Source organism: Leuconostoc lactis (genome assembly GCF_007954625.1).
In the GTDB taxonomy this organism is placed as follows: domain Bacteria; phylum Bacillota; class Bacilli; order Lactobacillales; family Lactobacillaceae; genus Leuconostoc; species Leuconostoc lactis_A.
Genome location: NZ_CP042420.1, coordinates 1,233,250 through 1,251,786, shown reverse-complemented (window position 1 = coordinate 1,251,786; position 18,537 = coordinate 1,233,250). Strand labels below are relative to the sequence as shown.

Below are 18,537 nucleotides of genomic sequence, written 5' to 3'. Positions count from 1 at the left end.
TTGGTTGTTGCTTGTGCAACACTACCCAAGCTCTATTTTATACATTCTTAGGTGTTTATACAAGCCATAATATTAATGATTTCGTCGAAAGACCACATTGTCATTTCCCAGTAATGGCGCTAGTTCACGCATGATAGCGGTTTCATCACTCAACCAAAACGCCGGTGCTAATTGTTGATTTTTTTGGTCATTTTGCCAATGAATCACGACTGGATTATCGCCATGATACTTTTTCAAAACCGCAATGACGTCACGACGATTTGTTTGCGTATCATGTACGGTATCAAACTGCAAAAACCACGTCCCATTTTGTTGTGATTGAGCTAAATCCGGGGCCAAACTCAAGTGATTAGCCACAACTGAAATTTTGCCATTATAGTGATCGACACGGCCCGTGAATTGAATGATGGCTCCAACCTTTAAGTCAGCTTTCACTTTGTCATAAAGTTGATGGAAAACGGTCACACTAGTTGTGCCCGTCGCATCTGATACTGTGACAAAAGCCATTTCCTCACCTTTTTTGGTACGTGTTGTGCGCACTTGGTCAATGAGGGCAATAACGGTCACCGGTTGCTTTTTATCAGTCTTTTCAGTCAAATCAGCAATTTCTTGGTAATTGTGATCGGCAATTAAGCTGGCATAGCCATCGAGTGGATAGCCCGATAAATTCACACCGATAGCCTCTTTTTCGTAGGCTAACTTCTCCGTTAAGTCCCAATCAGGCATTTTCTTAATTTTGGTCTCGTTTAAAATCAAGTCGCCAAAACTAGCCGCTTCAATCAAATCATCTAAAGCGGTCACAAGTTCCATCCGGTTGTAGCCAAATGTATCTAAAGCCCCCGCATAAACTAACTGACGCAGCGTGTCCCGTTTTCTAAACTTTTCGGGTAGGCGTCGAACAAAGGATTGAATCGATTGAAACGGGCCATTGGCCGTCCGTTCAGCCAAGACAGCAGCCACAAAATCAGTCCGTAAACCACGGATGTTATTAAGTCCCATTTGCAAAACACCCTGATTAACTGTCCAAAAACGCTGTGACTGATTGATGTGCGGTGCTGCTACCTGCAATTGACGCGCCTTGGCTTCCGCAACATACAGCCGTACCTTTTCGGGTGACCCTAAATTGGCATTTAACACGGCGGTAAAGAATGCCGCTGGATAGTGGGCCTTCATATAAGCTAACTGGAAAGATAGCTTACTATAAGCCACCGCATGCGAGCGGTTAAAGCCATAGTTTGCAAACTCATCAATATAAGCAAAAATTTGGGCCGCTTCTTGGCGGTCATGTCCCAAGGCTACCGCACCATTAATAAACTTTTCTTGCATCGCCGCCATTTGTGTCAACTTCTTTTTTGACATGGCACTACGCAACACGTCCGCTTCCCCAAGTGTCAAACCAGCGTAAGCTTCGGCAACCAACATGACTTGCTCTTGATACACGATAATGCCAAATGTTGGTGCTAAAATGGTCTTCAAACTGGCGTCAGGCACCGTCACCGGTTCAAGACCATGTCGACGTTTGATAAAGCTTTCAATGTTGCGACTAGGCCCTGGTCTGTAAAGCGAATTAACCGCCACAATATGTTCAAAAGTGGCCGGTTGTAATTGCCGCAAGACATGTTTAATACCCGCCGATTCAAATTGAAAGATTCCATTGGTATCGCCTTTGGCATACAAAGCGAGCGTTGCCGCATCATCCAATGGCACACGACTAATGTCAAAATGCTCTGGCAATTGGTGCCGTGCTTCATATAAGGTTTGTGCCAAAATGGATAAGTTTGATAACCCTAGGACATCGATTTTTAGTAGTCCTAACGCCTCCACCGTATCCTTTTCAAACTGCGTCAATAAGCGCTCATCAGTCCCTGACTGCACCGGCAAGGTGTGCACCAGTGTATCCGCACTTAACACGACCCCTGCCGCGTGCGTCGAATAGTTTCGTGGCAATCCTTCGATTTGTTGGGCAACTTTCAGCAGTAATTGACCGTCATCAATTTCTGACAAGACCTTTTGGAGCCCATCACCTGCTTGGAGCGCATCTTGAATTGAGACTTTTCGCCCTTGTTTACCCGTTGGTACGGCATTACTAATCCGGCTCATCATCTGCTGTGAGACACCAAACACACGCGCCGTATCGCGCAGTGCTTGTTTGGCGGCTAACGTCCCAAACGTTAAAATCTGAGCAAAATTACGCTGACCATATTTATCATGTAGATATTTCAAGACCACGTCGCGTTTATTATCCGGCCAATCAATATCAATATCTGGCATTTGGACACGGTCCGCATTCAAAAAACGTTCAAAGAGTAAGCCAAACTGCAGTGGATCCACATCTGTGATGCGCAACGCATACGCTACCAGTGATCCAGCAGCTGATCCACGCCCTGCCCCGAGTTGGATATGATTTTGATAAGCAAAATTCACAATATCCCAAACAATTAAGAAATAATCATTAAAGCCCAACTGATCAATCACTGCCAGCTCATGTGCTAAACGCGCTTGATAACGGGACTGATCAACATGCAGACCTTGTAATCGTGCCGCCAAGCCTTTCTCGGCCAAAGTTCTTAAATATGTGCCGGCATCCGGCATACCAGCTGGTAACTGAAACGCCGGTAAAGCAGCCGTCTGACTAAAAGTCAACGTGACCTGACTTCTAGCTACCAAGGCTTCATTGGCCAAAAAGGCAGCCTTTAAGAGATCACTCGTCTGATAGGCAGCCTTAACCTGGTTGTAATCTTGTAAAATTTGGGTACCTGATTGCTGTGATAGCGCCTTAATGCCCTCTAGTTTGACATTAGCATCAATTGACTTTAACACCTGGGTCGTGAACGCATCATCTGTATTCAGATACGCGACGTCATCTAGTGCAATTAATTGTGCTTGGGTTGTCGTTTGGAAATCAGCGAGACGGGTTTGGATTTGTGGCGCCATCTGGGGGTTAATCCCCAAGTATAAATGTGCTGGCGTAATATAAGTCATGAGGGTTTGCCAATATTGCGCCACATCATCGTAGGCCGACGCAATGAACTGTGATAATTCACTATCGCCTGGCAAAATCACGTTAATCCCTTCTAAATGGTCTGACAATGCCGCCAACGTTAAATCAGGCGTTTTGGCCGTCATTTTCGCTGATGATAACCACATCAAGTTTTGATAACCGACTTGCGTTTCCGCAATTAAAATCATGGGAAACGTTGTCGCTGTGTTCACTAATCCATTGACTTCCAAAGTTACGCCAAATAACGGCTTAAGATTATTTTCCAAAGCCGTTCGGTAAAATTCGACTGCCCCATACATCACATTGAGATCAGTTAGGGCAATCGCCTCATAGTGTCGTGCTTTCGCTGTTGCAACAATTTGAGGAATCGTATTAGGATTTTTTAGTAAGCTATAGGCGCTTAAAATTTGTAACGGTGCGTACATTAGCCCTCCGCATTATTTCGCTTCATGATACGAAACTTTGTTCCCTTTAATTATACACGAAAATCGCGAAAAAAGGTTGCGCTTTTCAGGAATAAGCGTATGATAGTTCTGTAAAGAGGTGAAAAGTATGAAATTCATTACTGTTGCTTTTTGGTCTGCTGTATTTGGCGAAATTTTGGGTTACATTGTGTCTCAACTGACTGGTGGTACTTATTCATTCGTCGGTGCTGCCGTTTTGGCCATTATTGTTGGCGAAATTGCGATCATTGCAATCCCTGCAATTTCGGGCTCAGCCGCATCAAAAGCAGTCATTCATAAAAAATAAAAAAATCGCGCAAGTTATTGCGCGATTTTTTTATTTAGCTTGCCAAGCTGCCCGTAATTCACTTATTGTGAGTTGTCCTGGTGCACTCACAGGTTGGCCATCTAAGACCGCAAAAGTCATTTCTGAGCCATATTGATACCCTTCAATCCGTGACCGTTGCCCCAATAGTCCCATACTAATGGTGATAAGCGGCTGCGCAATTTGTGCGGCTTGTGTTGCCAGCAGCAAGCGCTCAACATCCGCTTCATCATGTGGTGTTACCGCAAGTTTCACAATATCAGCACCGGTTGCTGCCAAATCAGCTAAATAAAGCGGCACATCCGGCGTCTCATTTAAGTCATGATACGACATGATGACTGGCACACCAGCTTCACGCGCGACCGCTATGATTTTGTCACGGAATTCAGCAGCTAACGTATATTCCACATCAACAGCGGCAAAATGATAGCCCGATTGTAATGCATTAACCATGAATAACGTATATTCAAGTGGCGACATTTCACCCCGACCACCTTGTGCTTGCGTGCGATACGTCAAAATAATGGGAAAGTCGCCAATCGTCTCAAACACTGATCCCGTCAATTCTTTAATGATTTGTTGGTTCATAATCGGCCAATTCGCCTTAAATTCCTGCTGGGCTTGGTCGATTTCTGCTAACATTTTAGCTTCAGTCATTGCTGACACATCTTTTTGCGCTAACGCTGCTTGCGCTCCCGCTTTCACTTGTTGCCACATCACCGCTTCGCTAAAATCATCCGCAATATAGTCGGCGCGCCATTCCACCACGTCTGGCTTTTGGACTTGGAGTTGCTGGGCAAACGGTGTCAATTTATCAGTTGGTCCAAGCATTAATGGCACAGCGATAACCGGCTTACCAGTTGGACTTTCAGGAAGGTGTAATTGTTCTCGTAATGTCATTTGATTTGATAGACAACCCAGACCATTTGTGGACTTAATCGTTGTCGCACTTGGTACTTTGGATCTTCACTTTCTGGTAATTTTAAGAATTGTGCTTCTGATATAATTGTAAACCGATTTTGGTCATTTATAAAGGCTGACATGGCGACAGGCTTACTGGGGGCAAAAATCACCGAGGGTCCCCAGGCGTTATCTAAGCCATTAGCGCGTAAATATTGGGTCAATAACCCCTCAGTTGCGGCGTGAATGACAGCTACATTGCGTACATAAGCGGTATTTTCAACCACAACAAGTGTCATCAAAGGTCGAGCAAACGTGGCCACAATGGTTGCCTTTTCCCAAGCCAAGTAGTTAAAATTTGCCCAATTCAACGCTGGCAACTGATGCGATTTAAACGCTGCTGGCACAAGAATCTGATCACCGACATAATCGTCTAAATGCATTAAAATACCCTCAAAATCTTGATGTAAAACCAACGTCTGGTCGGTGATATAAGCTTTGGCTGCCTGTTCTGAGTCGGTCCCGACAGGCCCTAACGTGTGTAGTTTCATCGCTTTAACTGCTTATTTTCTTTATTAATCGCTGAATTTGTCAGGATTGTCATAATTTGATCAATCATGTCATCTGAGATATCAGCCGATTGCGCAAAATCATATTTCAATAAATCACGCATCTGTTGCATGCGCGCTGTTTGTACGGTAGCCATGCCGCATTTTTCTTTGTACTGCGCCACAGCACCCACAACTTGCATCCGTTTTTCAATCATTTGAAAAATTTGACGGTCAAGCGCATCAATTTCCGAGCGTAATTGTAACAAATCTAATTCATCTTCCGGCGTACTAAATAACGCGATAATTTCTGCTGCCAGTCGTTCAGGCGTTTTACCAACCGTTTCCACTGTGACATGTGCCACACTACGATATAACGGATCCCGTAATTGCCATAGCTGAAAAAATGCTGCGGTTGATTTTTCTTGCAATAACGGCCGTTGACCTTCGTTCAGCAAACGACTAATCGTACTTTCCAAGTTCCCATGCAGATAAATAATCGTGGCTGATGAGGCTTTCAATATCGCCCGATTTTCCGGCCGCTCAATCACCCCACCACCAGTCGCCACGACGCCTTTAAACGTCTGCAAATCTGCTAAGACTTGGGTTTCCAGCGCACGAAAACCCGCCTCACCTTGACTGGCAAAAATTTCTGGAATCGTTTGTCCAGCGCGGCGTTCAATTTCTGAATCGCAATCGATAAAATTGGCTTGGTGTTGGCGGGCAATTTCCTGACCAATCGTCGTTTTGCCGGCGCCCATAAATCCAACCAATAGCAATGTTTCTGGTGATGTCAACATGATTGTCGCTACCTCATAAATGTTGTCGTGCCTTTTGCGCAGATTGAATCAATCGTAACAATTGGTCAGTGTCTTGTGCGGACAATGCCTGATTAAATGCAGTCAGTTCCGCCATCAATTGTTGCGTACTGGCAAGTACCGCTGCTTGATTACTCATTAAAACGTCTGTCCAAAGCTTAGGATCGCTGGCTGCAATGCGCGTGGTATCTCTAAAGCCACCGGCTACATATTGCCCAAAATCGGCCACATCCCCAAGTTGCTTAACCGCTGCATTCATCAACGCAAACGCCGCAATATGTGGCACATCACTAATCATCGCCATCAAGTGGTCATGGGTGGTTGTGTCAATCGTTTTAAAGTTCGCCTGTAAGGGCGCCAACAACGTTTGCAATGTCGATAAAGTAGCCTGCCCTTTTTGATTTGGGATGAGAAAATAGGGTGCTTGCTGGTATAACTGTGGGTTGGCGGCAGTCACCCCACTTAAATGCGTCCCCGCCATGGCATGACCACCAATAAAGGCCACGTGAGCGAGTTGCGTGGCTGCTACGGCCATAATGTCACGTTTTGTCGAACCAGTATCTGTGATGATGACATCCGGTTTCAAAGGCAGCGACGCGAGTGTCTTTAAGGCTTGGATAATCCCTGTCACGGGTGTTGCTAAAATAATGACGTCAGCTTGCGTAGCGGCTGGCGCTAATTGTGATGCCGTTTCGGCGACAATTCCTTTAGCTAATGCTACGGTTAACGTATCTGGGTCTTGATCAACGCCAATCACGTGATGCGCCGGTTGGGCATTCAAACAAACCGCCAGTGACGCCCCCATTTCTCCTAACCCTTGCACAACAATGTTCATCGCATCACCTGCATCAAATCGGCCAAAAATCCAGGATAAGAGACACTCATCGCATCTTCACCGGTCATCACAACATCTTGATGAGCAATCAAAGCGGCCACTGCATTCATCATGCCAATCCGATGATCCCCATGCGTCTCTAACAACGTGGAATCATTGCTGCTATGGAGTGGTGTGCCACCGTGAATAATCATCCCATCCGGTAAGGCCTCAATATCTGCACCTAACTTTGTTAATTCAGCAACCACCGTGGCAATGCGATCCGTTTCTTTCACCCGCAGTTCAGCCGCACCCGAAATGATAGTATCCCCTTGTGCTTGCGTGGCAGCTAAGGCCAAAATCGGAATTTCGTCTACAGCGCTAGGAATATCTGCAGCAGTGATTTGTATCCCATGCAACGGTTGCGCGCGCACTGTAATATCTGCAGTCGGTTCATAGCCGTCATTCACATGCGTCAGCGTCAAGTCAGCGCCCATCCGCCGTAGCAGACGCAAAACCCCATCGCGCGTTGGATTAATGCCCACATTTTTCAAAGTAATCTCAGAATTTGGGGTAATCAAGGCAGCCACAATGAAAAAGGCAGCACTGGAAATATCAGCTGGTACTACGACATGTTGGCCCATCAGTGTTGGCTGCTGTGACAAGGTAATGACGCCATGATCTGCCTGGATTTGACCGCCAAATTGGCGCAGCATGCGTTCAGTATGGTCACGCGAAGGCAACTTTTCAATAATGGTCGTCTGTCCCGCTGCCTGCATCCCAGCTAAAATAATCGCGCTTTTAACTTGCGCAGACGCCACTGGCATCTCATAGGTGATACCGGTTAACGCTTGATTCGCATGAATCACACCTGGTAATTTATCACCATTGGTCAACGTAATTTGCGCCCCCATTTGTGATAACGGTGCCAACACACGTTGCATCGGCCGCTGACTTAATGACCCATCCCCAAAAATTGTCATGTCAAAGGGCTGCTTACTCAACAATCCCATTAACAAGCGTGTGGAGGTCCCTGAATTGCCCATGTCTAATGGCGCTTTGGGCGCCTGAAAATGTTCAAGCCCTTGTCCTTGAATGCGGACATGTGTGCCGGTTTGTGTGATCTGAACCCCCAAGTTCTGAAAGATGCGCATGGTGTGTAACACATCATCAGAATCTAAGAAATTTTCAATTTCGGTCATGCCTTGGGCAATGGCCCCAAACATTAAGGCGCGGTGTGAAATAGATTTGTCCCCAGGGACAGTTAGTTGCCCGTGTAGGCCCGTTGTCGGGGCGGGCGTTAATCGAATCATAGCCTCTCCTTTTTCCTGTTATCTGAAAATATCTTGTTAGAAACGACGAACTTCTTCACGGTAGGCTGCGACCTGTTCTTTCATCCGGTCAATATTGTCGGCATCAAACTTATCCAAAACTGCCTTAGCCAACTCAATGGCAACCATCGCTTCGGCAATCACCGCAGCTGCCGTCACCGCCGTCGTATCGGAACGTTCAATTGACGCTTTGTGATCTTGGTGGGTATCAATATCAACCGACTGCATTGGCCGATAAAGTGTTGGAATCGGCTTCACCACGCCACGCACCACAATCGCTTCCCCAGTTGTCATCCCACCTTCAAAGCCGCCTAAATTGTCTGAGCCACGATAGAAACCCTTTTCCGCATCCCAAAAAATTTCGTCCATCACTTGGTCGCCGTATTTTTCAGCATTGTCAAAACCACCGCCAAATTGGACCCCTTTAAACGCGTTAATGCCCACAATGGCCCGCGCAATTTTACCGTCCAATTTTTCATCAGCTGACACATAAGACCCTAAACCAACTGGCATGCCAGTTGCAATGACTTGCACCTGACCGCCGACCGTGTTAGCATCGCGTTTCGTTTTATCAATCACGTCACGAATCGCCGCATCAGCTGCAGCGTCAAGGGCGCGGGTTTCAAAGCCTTCTGTGACTTCACGCAAAGCTTGTAAGTCATGATACTTGGTTAACTGACTCAAATCGGATTTAGCTGGCCCAACATTGACCACAAAACCATGGACATCAACCCCAATTTCAGCCAATAATTTCTTGGCTACGGCACCGACGGCCACGCGCATCGTCGTTTCTCGGGCAGATGACCGTTCTAAGACATTTCGTAAATCATCATGGTGACGATACTTGATTCCCCCCACCAAATCAGCATGACCTGGTCGTGGTCGCAATACTTTCCGGAGCGTATTTTCCGGTGTAGCCGGCGTGTTAGGCGCCATAATTTTTGACCAGTTATTGTGATCGTCATTATGCACATTAAGAGTAATCGGTGAGCCGAGTGTGTACTGATGCCGCACCCCTGTTAAAAAAGTGACTGTGTCTGTTTCAATTTTTTGACGTTCACCTCGACCATACCCGCGTTGGCGTCGTGCAAGTTGTTCGTTAATGTCTTCTTGGGTAAGATGTAAGCCGGCAGGAATCCCTTCAATCACAGCAATTTCTTCTGGGCCATGGCTTTCGCCAGCAGTTGTATATCTCATCGTCTTATTATATGTTGCGCCTACAGGCGCAATTCCTTTCAAATCAAATTGATGCCATAAATTCCGGCATGGCGGATAACGCTTTAGGTACAATAATGGGTTGCCCAACCTCAGCGAGCGCAACCAGGTTCAAAGTCCCGGCGTGATTTTTCTTATCATTGACCAATCGGTCAAAAAAGGCCGGTGTGCCTAACAAATCAGAGGTAATTGGCAGACCAACTGCCGTTAACCGAGATTGTAATGCTGGGACAAGATCAGCTGGTGAAATGCCATCGCGCACCATACGTTCAGTCAACGCCATCATACCAATCGCCACTGCTTCACCATGCCGCAGATCCCCATGTGCCAGTAATTCAATCGCATGACCTAACGTGTGGCCAAAATTGAGGAACTGCCGTTGACCGGCTTCTTTTTCATCCGACATCACTACTGCTGCTTTGTAAGCAATAGCGCGGGCTGATAACGCTTGCGCATGGGTGCGAATATCTGAGATACTCCGAATATCACCCGTCAAGTTAAAAAATTCGGATCCGGCTAACGCAGCCGTTTTCACCACTTCCGCATAGCCTTCCACTAAATCACGATCCGGCAAGGTAGCTAAGTAAGTCTGATCAACTAAGACCAAGTCAGGTTGATAAAAAGTGCCAGCAATATTTTTGGTCGCGCCTAAATTGACAGCAGTTTTACCGCCAACTGATGAATCCACTTGCGCTGTCAGCGAGGTTGCAATTTGAATGTAGGCAATGCCGCGCATATACAGTGACGCTACCACGCCGGCTAAATCACCAATCACGCCACCACCTAACGCCACCACCCCGTCACTGCGGGTAAACCCATGCTCGGCCAGGGCGCTTATTAGATCACCGGCAACTTGGAGTGATTTTGATTGTTCGCCAGCCGGCACTTCGAGTGGTAAAACATGAAAGCCGGCTGCTTCGAGTTGGCGTGTCGTATCGGCTAAATAAAGTGGTCCAACATGACTATCGGTGATTAAGGCGATTTGCCGTGGTGTCCAAACGGCTGCGATCTCGTCGCCAATGTGCGTGTGGTTATTATCATCAATTTTAACGTCATAAGCCTGTTGGCCAACATTGACAGTTACAGTCGTCATGGTCTCTCCTTTCTCACATGCAATATCATTGCGCCACTAAATCAGCTTGCACAACCTCATGCACCCGACGCGCTTTGTCTGCTAATGCGCTAAATTCGGCTGGGGTCAGTGCTTGCGCCCCGTCAACAAAGGCATGCGCTGGATCATCATGAATCTCCGTCATCAAGCCCTGAGCCCCCGCTGCAATCGCTGCCAAAGCCAACGGTGCCACAAATTTTGCAACCCCAGCGGCATGTGAGGCATCAGCAATAACCGGAAAATGGGTCAAGCTCTGCAAAACTGGAATGGCTGACACATCAATGGTGTTACGCGTGTACTTATTATCGTAAGTGCGAATACCGCGTTCCATTAAAATAATTTGCGTATTCCCACCAGCCACAATGTATTCGGCAGCATTTAACAAGTCATCAATCGTGGCAGACATCCCACGTTTCAAGACAACGGGCTTCCGCTTTTGTCCAAGGGCTTTCAACAAGGCAAAATTTTGCATGTTACGTGTGCCAACTTGGAAAATATCCGTGTACTGATCCACGAGTTCAACGTCACGGGTATCCAAAATCTCGGTGACCATATCCATCCCTAACGCATCAGCAGCGGCACGATGCGCCTGAAGGCCAGCTTCACCATTCCCCTGGTATGAGTAAGGTGACGTACGGGGTTTAAAGGCACCACCACGTAAAATCGTTGCCCCAGCCTTTTTAACGACCTCACCCATATCCATCACATGGTCCGGACTTTCAATGGCATCTGGCCCAGCCATGAAAACAAAATTGTCGCCCCCAATGACAGAATGCTTGGTCGTAATCACCGTATCTTCTGGATGGAAGTCACGCGATGACGCAATGGCGGTATGGTGGTCGGTAATGATATCAATAATATCATTATTAAAAGGGGCCAGTAGCTCATCAGATAGTGTTTTAACACCGGCTAATGCCACACGATTGTTGTGGACAAATACCGGTTTAAGTGGATCACCTGTGCTCAGGTTGTCGGCCAAATGCTGGGCAGTGGTATTGTTATTTGCAATAATAATCATATTGTTATTCCTCGAATTGTTTCTGCCATCAACTGGCGATCAGCTGGTTGGTTAAACCAGTATTCAAAACTTAATGCGCCTTGATTCACTAACATCGCCAACCCATTTTGCGTAGGTAATTGACGACTGGCAGCGGCACGTAATAGGCCTGTTTGTTGGTTACGATAAATCATATCTACCACTAACGTATGTTGTGGCAAGAGGCCAATTTGGTAATCTGTTAACAAGGTGCGGGCATCATTCATCCCCACCGTTGTGGCATTAATTAATAAATCGGCTTGCTGTAAGGCGGCTGAGAGTGTTTGATTATCAGCCAAATCGGCCAATTGGCCAATCCCTTGGCTAAGATACGCCACGGTTGTTTCCCGTTGTGACCAATCCAGATGTGCACGGTTGAAAACGGTTAATTGTCGCACCCCGTATTGTGGTGCCGTTGCCATAACGGCACGCGCAGCACCACCAGTGCCGAGCAACACCACCCGTTCATGTGGTTGGTTACGTGGGATACTTTGCCAAAAGCCATCGCCATCCGTGCTCGTTCCAATCAAGTGCCCCTTTATATTTTTCACCGTATTAACCGCTTGCAAACGTTGTGCCTGTGGCGTGAGTTCATCTAAATACGGGATAATGGTTGATTTATGGGGGGTCGACACATTGAACCCACCAACTGATAGGACCCGTAATCCTGCAACCGCAGCACCCAGTTGTTCGGGTGCAACATCAAATGCTTGATAATACGCATCGATTTGCCGTGCGGCGATCATCCTATTTTGCATCACTGGTGATAGCGAATGCATAGCCGGTTGGGCAATCAAACCATATATTGTCATACTAACTCCCTAAATATTGCGTAATTTTTTCAGTCAACACATCTACGACCAAACCAACGTCTTCAAGAACGGTTTGCGGTGCAGCGCTCATGCCGAAATGATCAAGGCCAAATATCAAGCCATCATCGCCGGCAATAGCCTGCCAACCAAGCGTTGTGCCTGCTTCTATTATCACATTTTTAGCCTGATCTTTGGGGATGATTGCATCTTTTTTTGACTGATCAAGCGATAGAAAACGTTGCAAGTCTGGCATTGAAATGACCCGGCTGGGCTGTGGGAGTTGTTGGCTAACAGCAAGGGCTAATTGCACTTCCGACCCTGTGGCAATCAAATTAACGACGGCCGCTGGTGCCACGACAATTTGCGCTGCCCCAGCAATCATGGCCTGATGCGCTTGTACTGGTGTGCCCTGTACCCCTAGGCTGCCACGACTTAGGACTAAAACCGTGGGTGTGTCTGTTGATAACAGGGCTTGGTGCCAGGCGGCCGCTACCTCTTCAGCTGTCCCTGGTCGTAAGACGTTCACCCCAGGAATTAGGCGCAACCCCATTAACTGTTCAATTGGTTGATGCGTCGGCCCATCTTCACCAACTGTGACACTATCATGGGTAAAGACATAGATGACGGGAACATGCTGCAAGGCACTCAAACGAATAGCGGCCTTCATATAGTCGGAGAATGCCAAAAACGTACTGCCAAATACTTTGGTGCCGCCGTGTAACGCAATCCCGTTCATGACTGCGCCCATCCCAAACTCTCTTACGCCAAATCCAATGTTGCGCCCCGTGCGATTGTCTGGCGCAAACAAGGATGAATCGGTAATCGTCGTTTGCGTGGAACTGGCTAAATCCGCGGCTCCACCCCACAACTGTGGCCAAGTTTGGGCAACTGTTTGTAACGTAATTTTTCCAATTGTGCGCGCTGCTTGTTGCTGCGCGGTAGCATTCAGGGTTGGTATTTGTAGACTCTGACATTGCGCAAATTCAAAATAAGCTTGTAATTCATCAGCACTAGGCGTTGTTTGTTGTGCGAGACGCTGCTTTATTTTGTCACGCATATGAGTAACGAGTGGTTCATCAAGGCTAAAGTTCGGCGTTAATGTGGTGCCTAAATTATCCGCTAACGCGTTGAGTTGGGCCGGTGTTAGCGGCGTCCCGTGGGCTTGATGCGTCCCAGCATATGGTCCTGAATCACCAATAGTTGTCCGCACCGCAATCAACGTGGGTTCTGGTGACAATTTGGCATTTTCAATCGCATCATGAATCGCAGCCAAATCATTACCATCGGTAATACGTCGCACATCCCAACCATAGCTGGCAAAACGTGCCACATTGTCCGCCGTATCGGCCCGCGCCCGCTGTCCATCTAAGCTCACCTGATTGTCATCGTATAACACAATCAGTTTTGCCAGCGCTTGTTGGCCAGCCAGCGTCGCCACTTCATGACTGATACCTTCCATTAGGTCACCATCCCCAACTAATGCATAAGTGAAGTGATCAATGACCGTTGGAAATTGGGCATGAAGCTTAGCTTCTGCCATCGCCATCCCGACTGCCATGCCTAACCCTTGTCCCAGCGGTCCAGTGGTGGCATCGACGCCTGGCGTCACCCCCACTTCAGGATGCCCAGGCGTTTTTGAATGTGGTTGACGAAACGCGGCTAAATCAGCAGCCGATAGTGCAAACCCTGCGACATGCAAAGTGGCATACAGTAACGCGGCCCCATGACCTGCTGATAGTACAAACCGATCGCGATTAAGCGCCTCTGGTTGTGCCGGGTCAATCACCAATTGATTCGCATACAATTCATAGAGCATTGGCGCCGCACCCAAAGCAATTCCTGGATGACCCGAGCCCGCTTTGGTAATCATTTGGTTAGCGAGTAATCGTAATTGATTAATCGTCTGCGTGGCAATATCAGGTTTTACTAATGTTTCACTCATTATTCTTCCTCATAAAAAAATCGTGCTGGGTGTAACCCCCAGCACGATTTACCACAACAGTTCACCTGTTAAAATAAAAAGCCACTAAGTGTTACATTCCACTTAGTGACCCAACCTTGAAAAACCTCTGGCCGCTAAGTGCGTCGTTGACCGACGCACTTAACATGCGACGGTACTACATAAACCAGAAGTAATAATAGCTATTGTTTTTCAAGATTGTATTGTTCATGATTTTTCTCGTTCCTATTTGATGTTCTTACTATAACGTTGAAAATGATAGTTGTCAACAATAAATTAAAAATAGGTGATAATTATTTAATATATCGATGAATGACCGGATAAACAATCGCTACCACATAAACACCAATCAAGCGATCAAGATAATCTGTCCCCACTTGCACTAAAAAGACTGCGACGACTTCATTAATGCCCATGCCATGTAGCATTTGAACAATCATACTTGATCCTGATGACGTGATGCCATGAAAGAGTATCACGGTAACTATCGTGCTGACAATCGTTGCTGGCAACGAAATAACCAAAGCCAACCACCAAATATTTTTGATATCGGTTGGCTTGAACTTTTTATAGACCAGACCAGCCATTAAGGCCACGGTAATTTGACTAGGCATGTAATAAATCGAGAATAAGTCGCCAGTTGTGCCGTTAATCAGGGCCGTTAAGACACCTGTAATCACACCACCAATTGGTCCAAAGAACGCACTGCCTAACAGGGTCCCAATTGTATCTAAATAAACCGGTAGCCGTGTATAAAGGGCCAAATGGCCACCTACAATGTTAATCACAATAAAAAGCGCAATGAGGGCAATTTTTTGTGCTGAAAACTGTTTTGTCATGATGATCGCTCCAAATCTGTGGCGATGTTATCAAGCTCTTTTTCAATTGTTGTCACATCGCGTGTTAATAAGCCACCCACAATATAGGCCATTGCCCGTTTAGCGTCAATTTGTTGTAAAATTTTCGCATTTGCTGGTCGCTGCCAAAAGTCGGCCCCGTCTACAATACTTTGTCCCAAGGCAACCCCTGAGGTTATCACCGTCACATACTTTTCGATGGTGCTTGCCAATTCGGGATGCAAGGCGTAGACAATGACCAACGGATCATTAATCACGGCCCCCAAGACATGTTCTTGGGCCCAATGGAAATCAAAGTAAAATGGCAAGATTTGTTCAACAAAGGCTGATTTATCAGCATCCAAATAATGCATCATTTGCAAAATATTGGGCGTCATCACAATTTTACGGGTCACGTCTAGCGGCACCAATTCAATCATCAGCGGACTATTCTGGAAAACATAATCGGCCGCATCGGGATCCACCCAAAAATTGTATTCAGCAACTGGGGAGGTATTCCCATTGGTTTGATAGGCTCCACCCATCACAATCAAACGCGAAACATGAGACCAAAGTTCTGGTTGCGCTTTGAGCGATTGCGCGACGTTGGTTAACGGCCCTAACGCCATGAACCAAACGTCATCGTGTGCTTGCAACAAGGTTTCGTACCCTGCTTGCGCATCTAATGGTGAAGCGCTCATGTCGGTAACTGGTGGCAATTGGCTCTCGCCCATGCCATCCATCCCGTGGGTATCTTGGGCACTCACATACTCATGAGTCCAAGGGGTCGTGGCCCCAGCAAAGACTGGGATATCTAACCGATCGACTTCACGCAAGACTTTTAGTGCATTGGCGACGCCAATCTCAGTTGGGACGTTACCAGCGACAATTGAAATCCCAATGACTTCAATCATTGGCGATTGCAACGCCACCAGTAACGCGAGGCTATCATCAATGCCAGGATCAGCATCGATAATCACTTGATGTTTTTGCATTATCTCTCCTACCTTTCAAGGGTTCTTGGTTTTTTATCCTGGGCAGCATTTCGAACCAGTCCAACGAGTAGCCGTTGATTTTTGATAAATGCTTATTAAGTGTATCAAAGATCACGTCACAAAAGAACCCCTAGCCCTAGATGTCCCGATTTCCCGTATGTAAACGTTTAGCAATTCACTTGACTGACACATAAAACTCATTTAATATATTTTATGAAAAAAATCACTTTGCCCGTTGTAAATTTGTAACATCATACAGCAAATCAACACAACATGTGCTAAACAATCACAGTAAAAGGTTTTTGGGAGAGAAAAAATGGCTGAATTTTTATGCATTCTTTGGCTGATTGCAACATTAATCTTTATGTTGCTATTAGTTATTTTTTTCGTTGATAAAATCAACAAACGACCAAGCGCAATTAATCTACGGACACTCATTATTGCTTTCTTTGTCGTTTTTGTCTTTTTTGCTGGCATCATCGGGGCAGCCATCATGGATGCTGCTGAAACACAGCCAACAGCCTACCAAACAAAGCAAACACAATAACCCGACGTTTGCGTCATGCCCAAGTGGGCGTACATATTGGACCATGTAGCCGCTCAAATAGGCGCAACATGTGCTGAGCATCCACATAAAAAGGCTTTAGGGAGTTATGAGATGACAGAAATTTTTTCCATACTATCTCTAATTGCGACAGTCGCATTTGTCGTTTTGTTGGTCATTTACGTCATTGATAAAATTAGAAAGCGTCAAGGATCAATCCGTTTACGCGCGGTTATTATTGCTTTTGTTGTCGCGCTCGCCTTCTTGAGTGCATTAGTCGTGATAATGATCGCACAATCAAAGCGCGATGCGCACGACCAAGATCCTAAAGCATACCAATCAAATATTACTTACAAGCAAGTTGCGCGTAATCCCGAGCAGTTCGATGACAAGAAGTTAAAATTCACTGGTCGCGTTTTGCAAGTGATCAATGTCGAAGATGACGAGGTTGAAGTGCCAATTGCCGTTGATAATAATGAGGATCACGTGATGCTCGTTGAAATCGATCGTCACCTCCTTAAAAACGCAAGTATTTTAGAGGACGATCTCATCACTGTATCAGGAATTGGTGATGGGACCAAGTCTTACAATGCTCCCAACCGTGGTCATGTGACTGTCCCATACATGGAAGCTAAAATCGTCAACAATCGTGGTGATGCCAACGATATTTACGAAGAATAATTATCATTTGTTGGCGTAAATAAACACAACGTCAAAATTCGGTCAATAAAATACACATAAAAACCGCTAAACGTCTGTTTAGCGGTTTTTATGTGCATATTTTTTTCAAAATAAAAAGCCTAACAGGCTTCTTGATAAAACGGATATACATTACAAAACTAGATTTAATTGATTAATTAAACTCACTTAATATATGTGATGTTAACGGGCTCTCTGTCCCATTCAACATCTATTAAATATCATATTAAAACAAATAACTTATGATTTGACAAGTATTCTGCTAGACTGCTGAAAACACTCTCTGTTGCATTCAATAATAATAAGTGTATCACATATTTTAAGCCACTGCAAGGTTTTATTTTTAATCCCCAACACAACGATGATTGTTTGCGTATCAGGTCCCCGAAATCTCCCCAAACAATAAAAACACCACTCAATTTGAGTCGTGTTTTTATTTTTAATGGAAGGCGGCTGTAACCCTTGCAGGATTAGAAGTGTGCCTTAATTTTATAGATTGGTTGTCCTTTAGCTAAGAACTTTTGTTCATACTCGGTTTCAATATTGCCAGCGACCTTGTCTTCATCCGCATGCAAATCCAATGTGTAGTCATCGGCTGTCCAACGCATACCGTAGTCCATGAAACTCACCATTGAGTATTCAAACAAGTGACGATTATCGGTCTTGAATTCAACTTCACCATGATCAGGCAAAATCGCTTCATACGACTTCAAAAATGACTTGTAAGTTAAACGGCGTGATTCGTGGCGCTTTTTTGGCCAAGGATCAGAGAAGTTCAAGTACAATTTGGCGACTTCGGCCTTTTCGAAATACGTTTCTACGCCGTTACCATTGCCGTAAATGTAACGCAAGTTTGGTAATTTCCCAACTTGATCAAAACTTTTACGTGCCGCAATGGCAATCGCTGTTTCTTGAATTTCCATCCCAATATAGTTGATTTCAGGGTGTGCTAAAGCCATCCCCAAAATAAATTGGCCTTTTCCTGAACCAATTTCAACATGAATGGGCTGTTCTTGATCAAACAATTCTTGCCACTTGCCAATTTGTGCCGTTGCCCGTTCTTGGTCAATCACAATATCTGAATGGGCAGCCAACCAATCGGCCGCCCAAGGTTTTGCTCGTAAATGCATATGCATAACATCAATCAAT

17 protein-coding genes are annotated in these 18,537 nt (G+C 45.8%); 3 read left to right on the top strand and 14 right to left on the bottom strand.

Going from position 1 to position 18,537, the window contains the following annotated elements; translation table 11 throughout:
• Positions 1 to 72: 72 nt before the first annotated feature.
• Positions 73 to 3,426: a DNA polymerase III subunit alpha gene (locus tag FGL80_RS06230; RefSeq protein WP_055307989.1), complete on the bottom strand. Its 3,354-nt coding sequence runs from the start codon at positions 3,424 to 3,426 to the stop codon at positions 73 to 75.
• A gap of 127 nt (positions 3,427 to 3,553) precedes the next feature.
• Here FGL80_RS06230 and FGL80_RS06225 point away from each other — a divergent pair, with 127 nt between their 5' ends.
• Positions 3,554 to 3,751: a DUF2929 family protein gene (locus tag FGL80_RS06225; RefSeq protein WP_029509313.1), complete on the top strand. Its 198-nt coding sequence runs from the start codon at positions 3,554 to 3,556 to the stop codon at positions 3,749 to 3,751.
• Positions 3,752 to 3,781: 30 nt separating this feature from the next.
• Here the strand turns inward: FGL80_RS06225 and FGL80_RS06220 are convergent, their stop codons facing one another.
• The 12 genes from FGL80_RS06220 to FGL80_RS06165 all read right to left on the bottom strand — a co-directional run bounded on the left by FGL80_RS06220 (position 3,782) and on the right by FGL80_RS06165 (position 16,145).
• Entirely contained in the window at positions 3,782 to 4,669 is an 888-nt protein-coding gene (locus FGL80_RS06220) for a type I 3-dehydroquinate dehydratase (RefSeq protein ID WP_055307990.1), read from the bottom strand.
• Positions 4,666 to 5,220 carry a hypothetical protein gene (locus tag FGL80_RS06215; protein WP_055307991.1) on the bottom strand — a complete coding sequence of 185 codons (555 nt, stop codon included), beginning with the start codon at positions 5,218 to 5,220 and terminating at the stop codon, positions 4,666 to 4,668. The genes FGL80_RS06220 and FGL80_RS06215 overlap by 4 nt, the downstream gene beginning before the upstream one ends.
• Entirely contained in the window at positions 5,217 to 6,017 is an 801-nt protein-coding gene (locus tag FGL80_RS06210) for a shikimate kinase (RefSeq protein ID WP_055307992.1), read from the bottom strand. Before FGL80_RS06210 ends, FGL80_RS06215 begins: the two co-directional genes overlap by 4 nt.
• A 13-nt stretch (positions 6,018 to 6,030) precedes the next feature.
• The gene (locus FGL80_RS06205) at positions 6,031 to 6,870 is read right to left on the bottom strand and encodes a prephenate dehydrogenase (protein WP_055307993.1); all 840 of its coding nucleotides are present in this window, start codon (positions 6,868 to 6,870) and stop codon (positions 6,031 to 6,033) included.
• Positions 6,867 to 8,162: a 3-phosphoshikimate 1-carboxyvinyltransferase gene (gene aroA, locus FGL80_RS06200; RefSeq protein WP_055307994.1), complete on the bottom strand. Its 1,296-nt coding sequence runs from the start codon at positions 8,160 to 8,162 to the stop codon at positions 6,867 to 6,869. Before aroA ends, FGL80_RS06205 begins: the two co-directional genes overlap by 4 nt.
• A gap of 36 nt (positions 8,163 to 8,198) precedes the next feature.
• The gene (gene aroC, locus FGL80_RS06195; protein WP_055307995.1) at positions 8,199 to 9,377 is read right to left on the bottom strand and encodes a chorismate synthase; all 1,179 of its coding nucleotides are present in this window, start codon (positions 9,375 to 9,377) and stop codon (positions 8,199 to 8,201) included.
• A gap of 43 nt (positions 9,378 to 9,420) precedes the next feature.
• Positions 9,421 to 10,488: a 3-dehydroquinate synthase gene (aroB, locus tag FGL80_RS06190; protein WP_055307996.1), complete on the bottom strand. Its 1,068-nt coding sequence runs from the start codon at positions 10,486 to 10,488 to the stop codon at positions 9,421 to 9,423.
• 25 nt (positions 10,489 to 10,513) lie between these two features.
• Positions 10,514 to 11,524, bottom strand: a complete 1,011-nt coding sequence (gene aroF / locus FGL80_RS06185; protein WP_055307997.1) for a 3-deoxy-7-phosphoheptulonate synthase — start codon at positions 11,522 to 11,524, stop codon at positions 10,514 to 10,516.
• Positions 11,521 to 12,354, bottom strand: coding sequence for a shikimate dehydrogenase family protein (locus FGL80_RS06180; RefSeq protein WP_055307998.1), 834 nt, complete (start codon positions 12,352 to 12,354; stop codon positions 11,521 to 11,523). Before FGL80_RS06180 ends, aroF begins: the two co-directional genes overlap by 4 nt.
• Before the next feature lies 1 nt (position 12,355).
• Positions 12,356 to 14,296, bottom strand: a complete 1,941-nt coding sequence (locus FGL80_RS06175; protein WP_055307999.1) for a transketolase family protein — start codon at positions 14,294 to 14,296, stop codon at positions 12,356 to 12,358.
• A 311-nt stretch (positions 14,297 to 14,607) separates the two neighbouring features.
• Positions 14,608 to 15,153 (bottom strand): ECF transporter S component, encoded by a 546-nt coding sequence (locus FGL80_RS06170; protein WP_055308000.1) that lies wholly within the window; start codon positions 15,151 to 15,153, stop codon positions 14,608 to 14,610.
• Positions 15,150 to 16,145: a nucleoside hydrolase gene (locus tag FGL80_RS06165; protein ID WP_055308001.1), complete on the bottom strand. Its 996-nt coding sequence runs from the start codon at positions 16,143 to 16,145 to the stop codon at positions 15,150 to 15,152. The genes FGL80_RS06170 and FGL80_RS06165 overlap by 4 nt, the downstream gene beginning before the upstream one ends.
• 316 nt (positions 16,146 to 16,461) lie before the next feature.
• On the opposite strand from FGL80_RS06165, the gene FGL80_RS06160 reads away from it, so the two are divergent.
• Complete coding sequence (locus tag FGL80_RS06160) at positions 16,462 to 16,692, top strand: hypothetical protein (RefSeq protein WP_055308002.1); 231 nt, start codon at positions 16,462 to 16,464, stop codon at positions 16,690 to 16,692.
• A 111-nt stretch (positions 16,693 to 16,803) separates the two neighbouring features.
• Entirely contained in the window at positions 16,804 to 17,370 is a 567-nt protein-coding gene (locus tag FGL80_RS06155; RefSeq protein ID WP_055308003.1) for a hypothetical protein, read from the top strand.
• Positions 17,371 to 17,858: 488 nt separating this feature from the next.
• Here FGL80_RS06155 and trmB read toward each other — a convergent pair whose 3' ends face one another.
• Positions 17,859 to 18,518, bottom strand: coding sequence for a tRNA (guanosine(46)-N7)-methyltransferase TrmB (trmB, locus tag FGL80_RS06150; protein WP_055308122.1), 660 nt, complete (start codon positions 18,516 to 18,518; stop codon positions 17,859 to 17,861).
• Positions 18,519 to 18,537 lie beyond the last annotated feature (19 nt).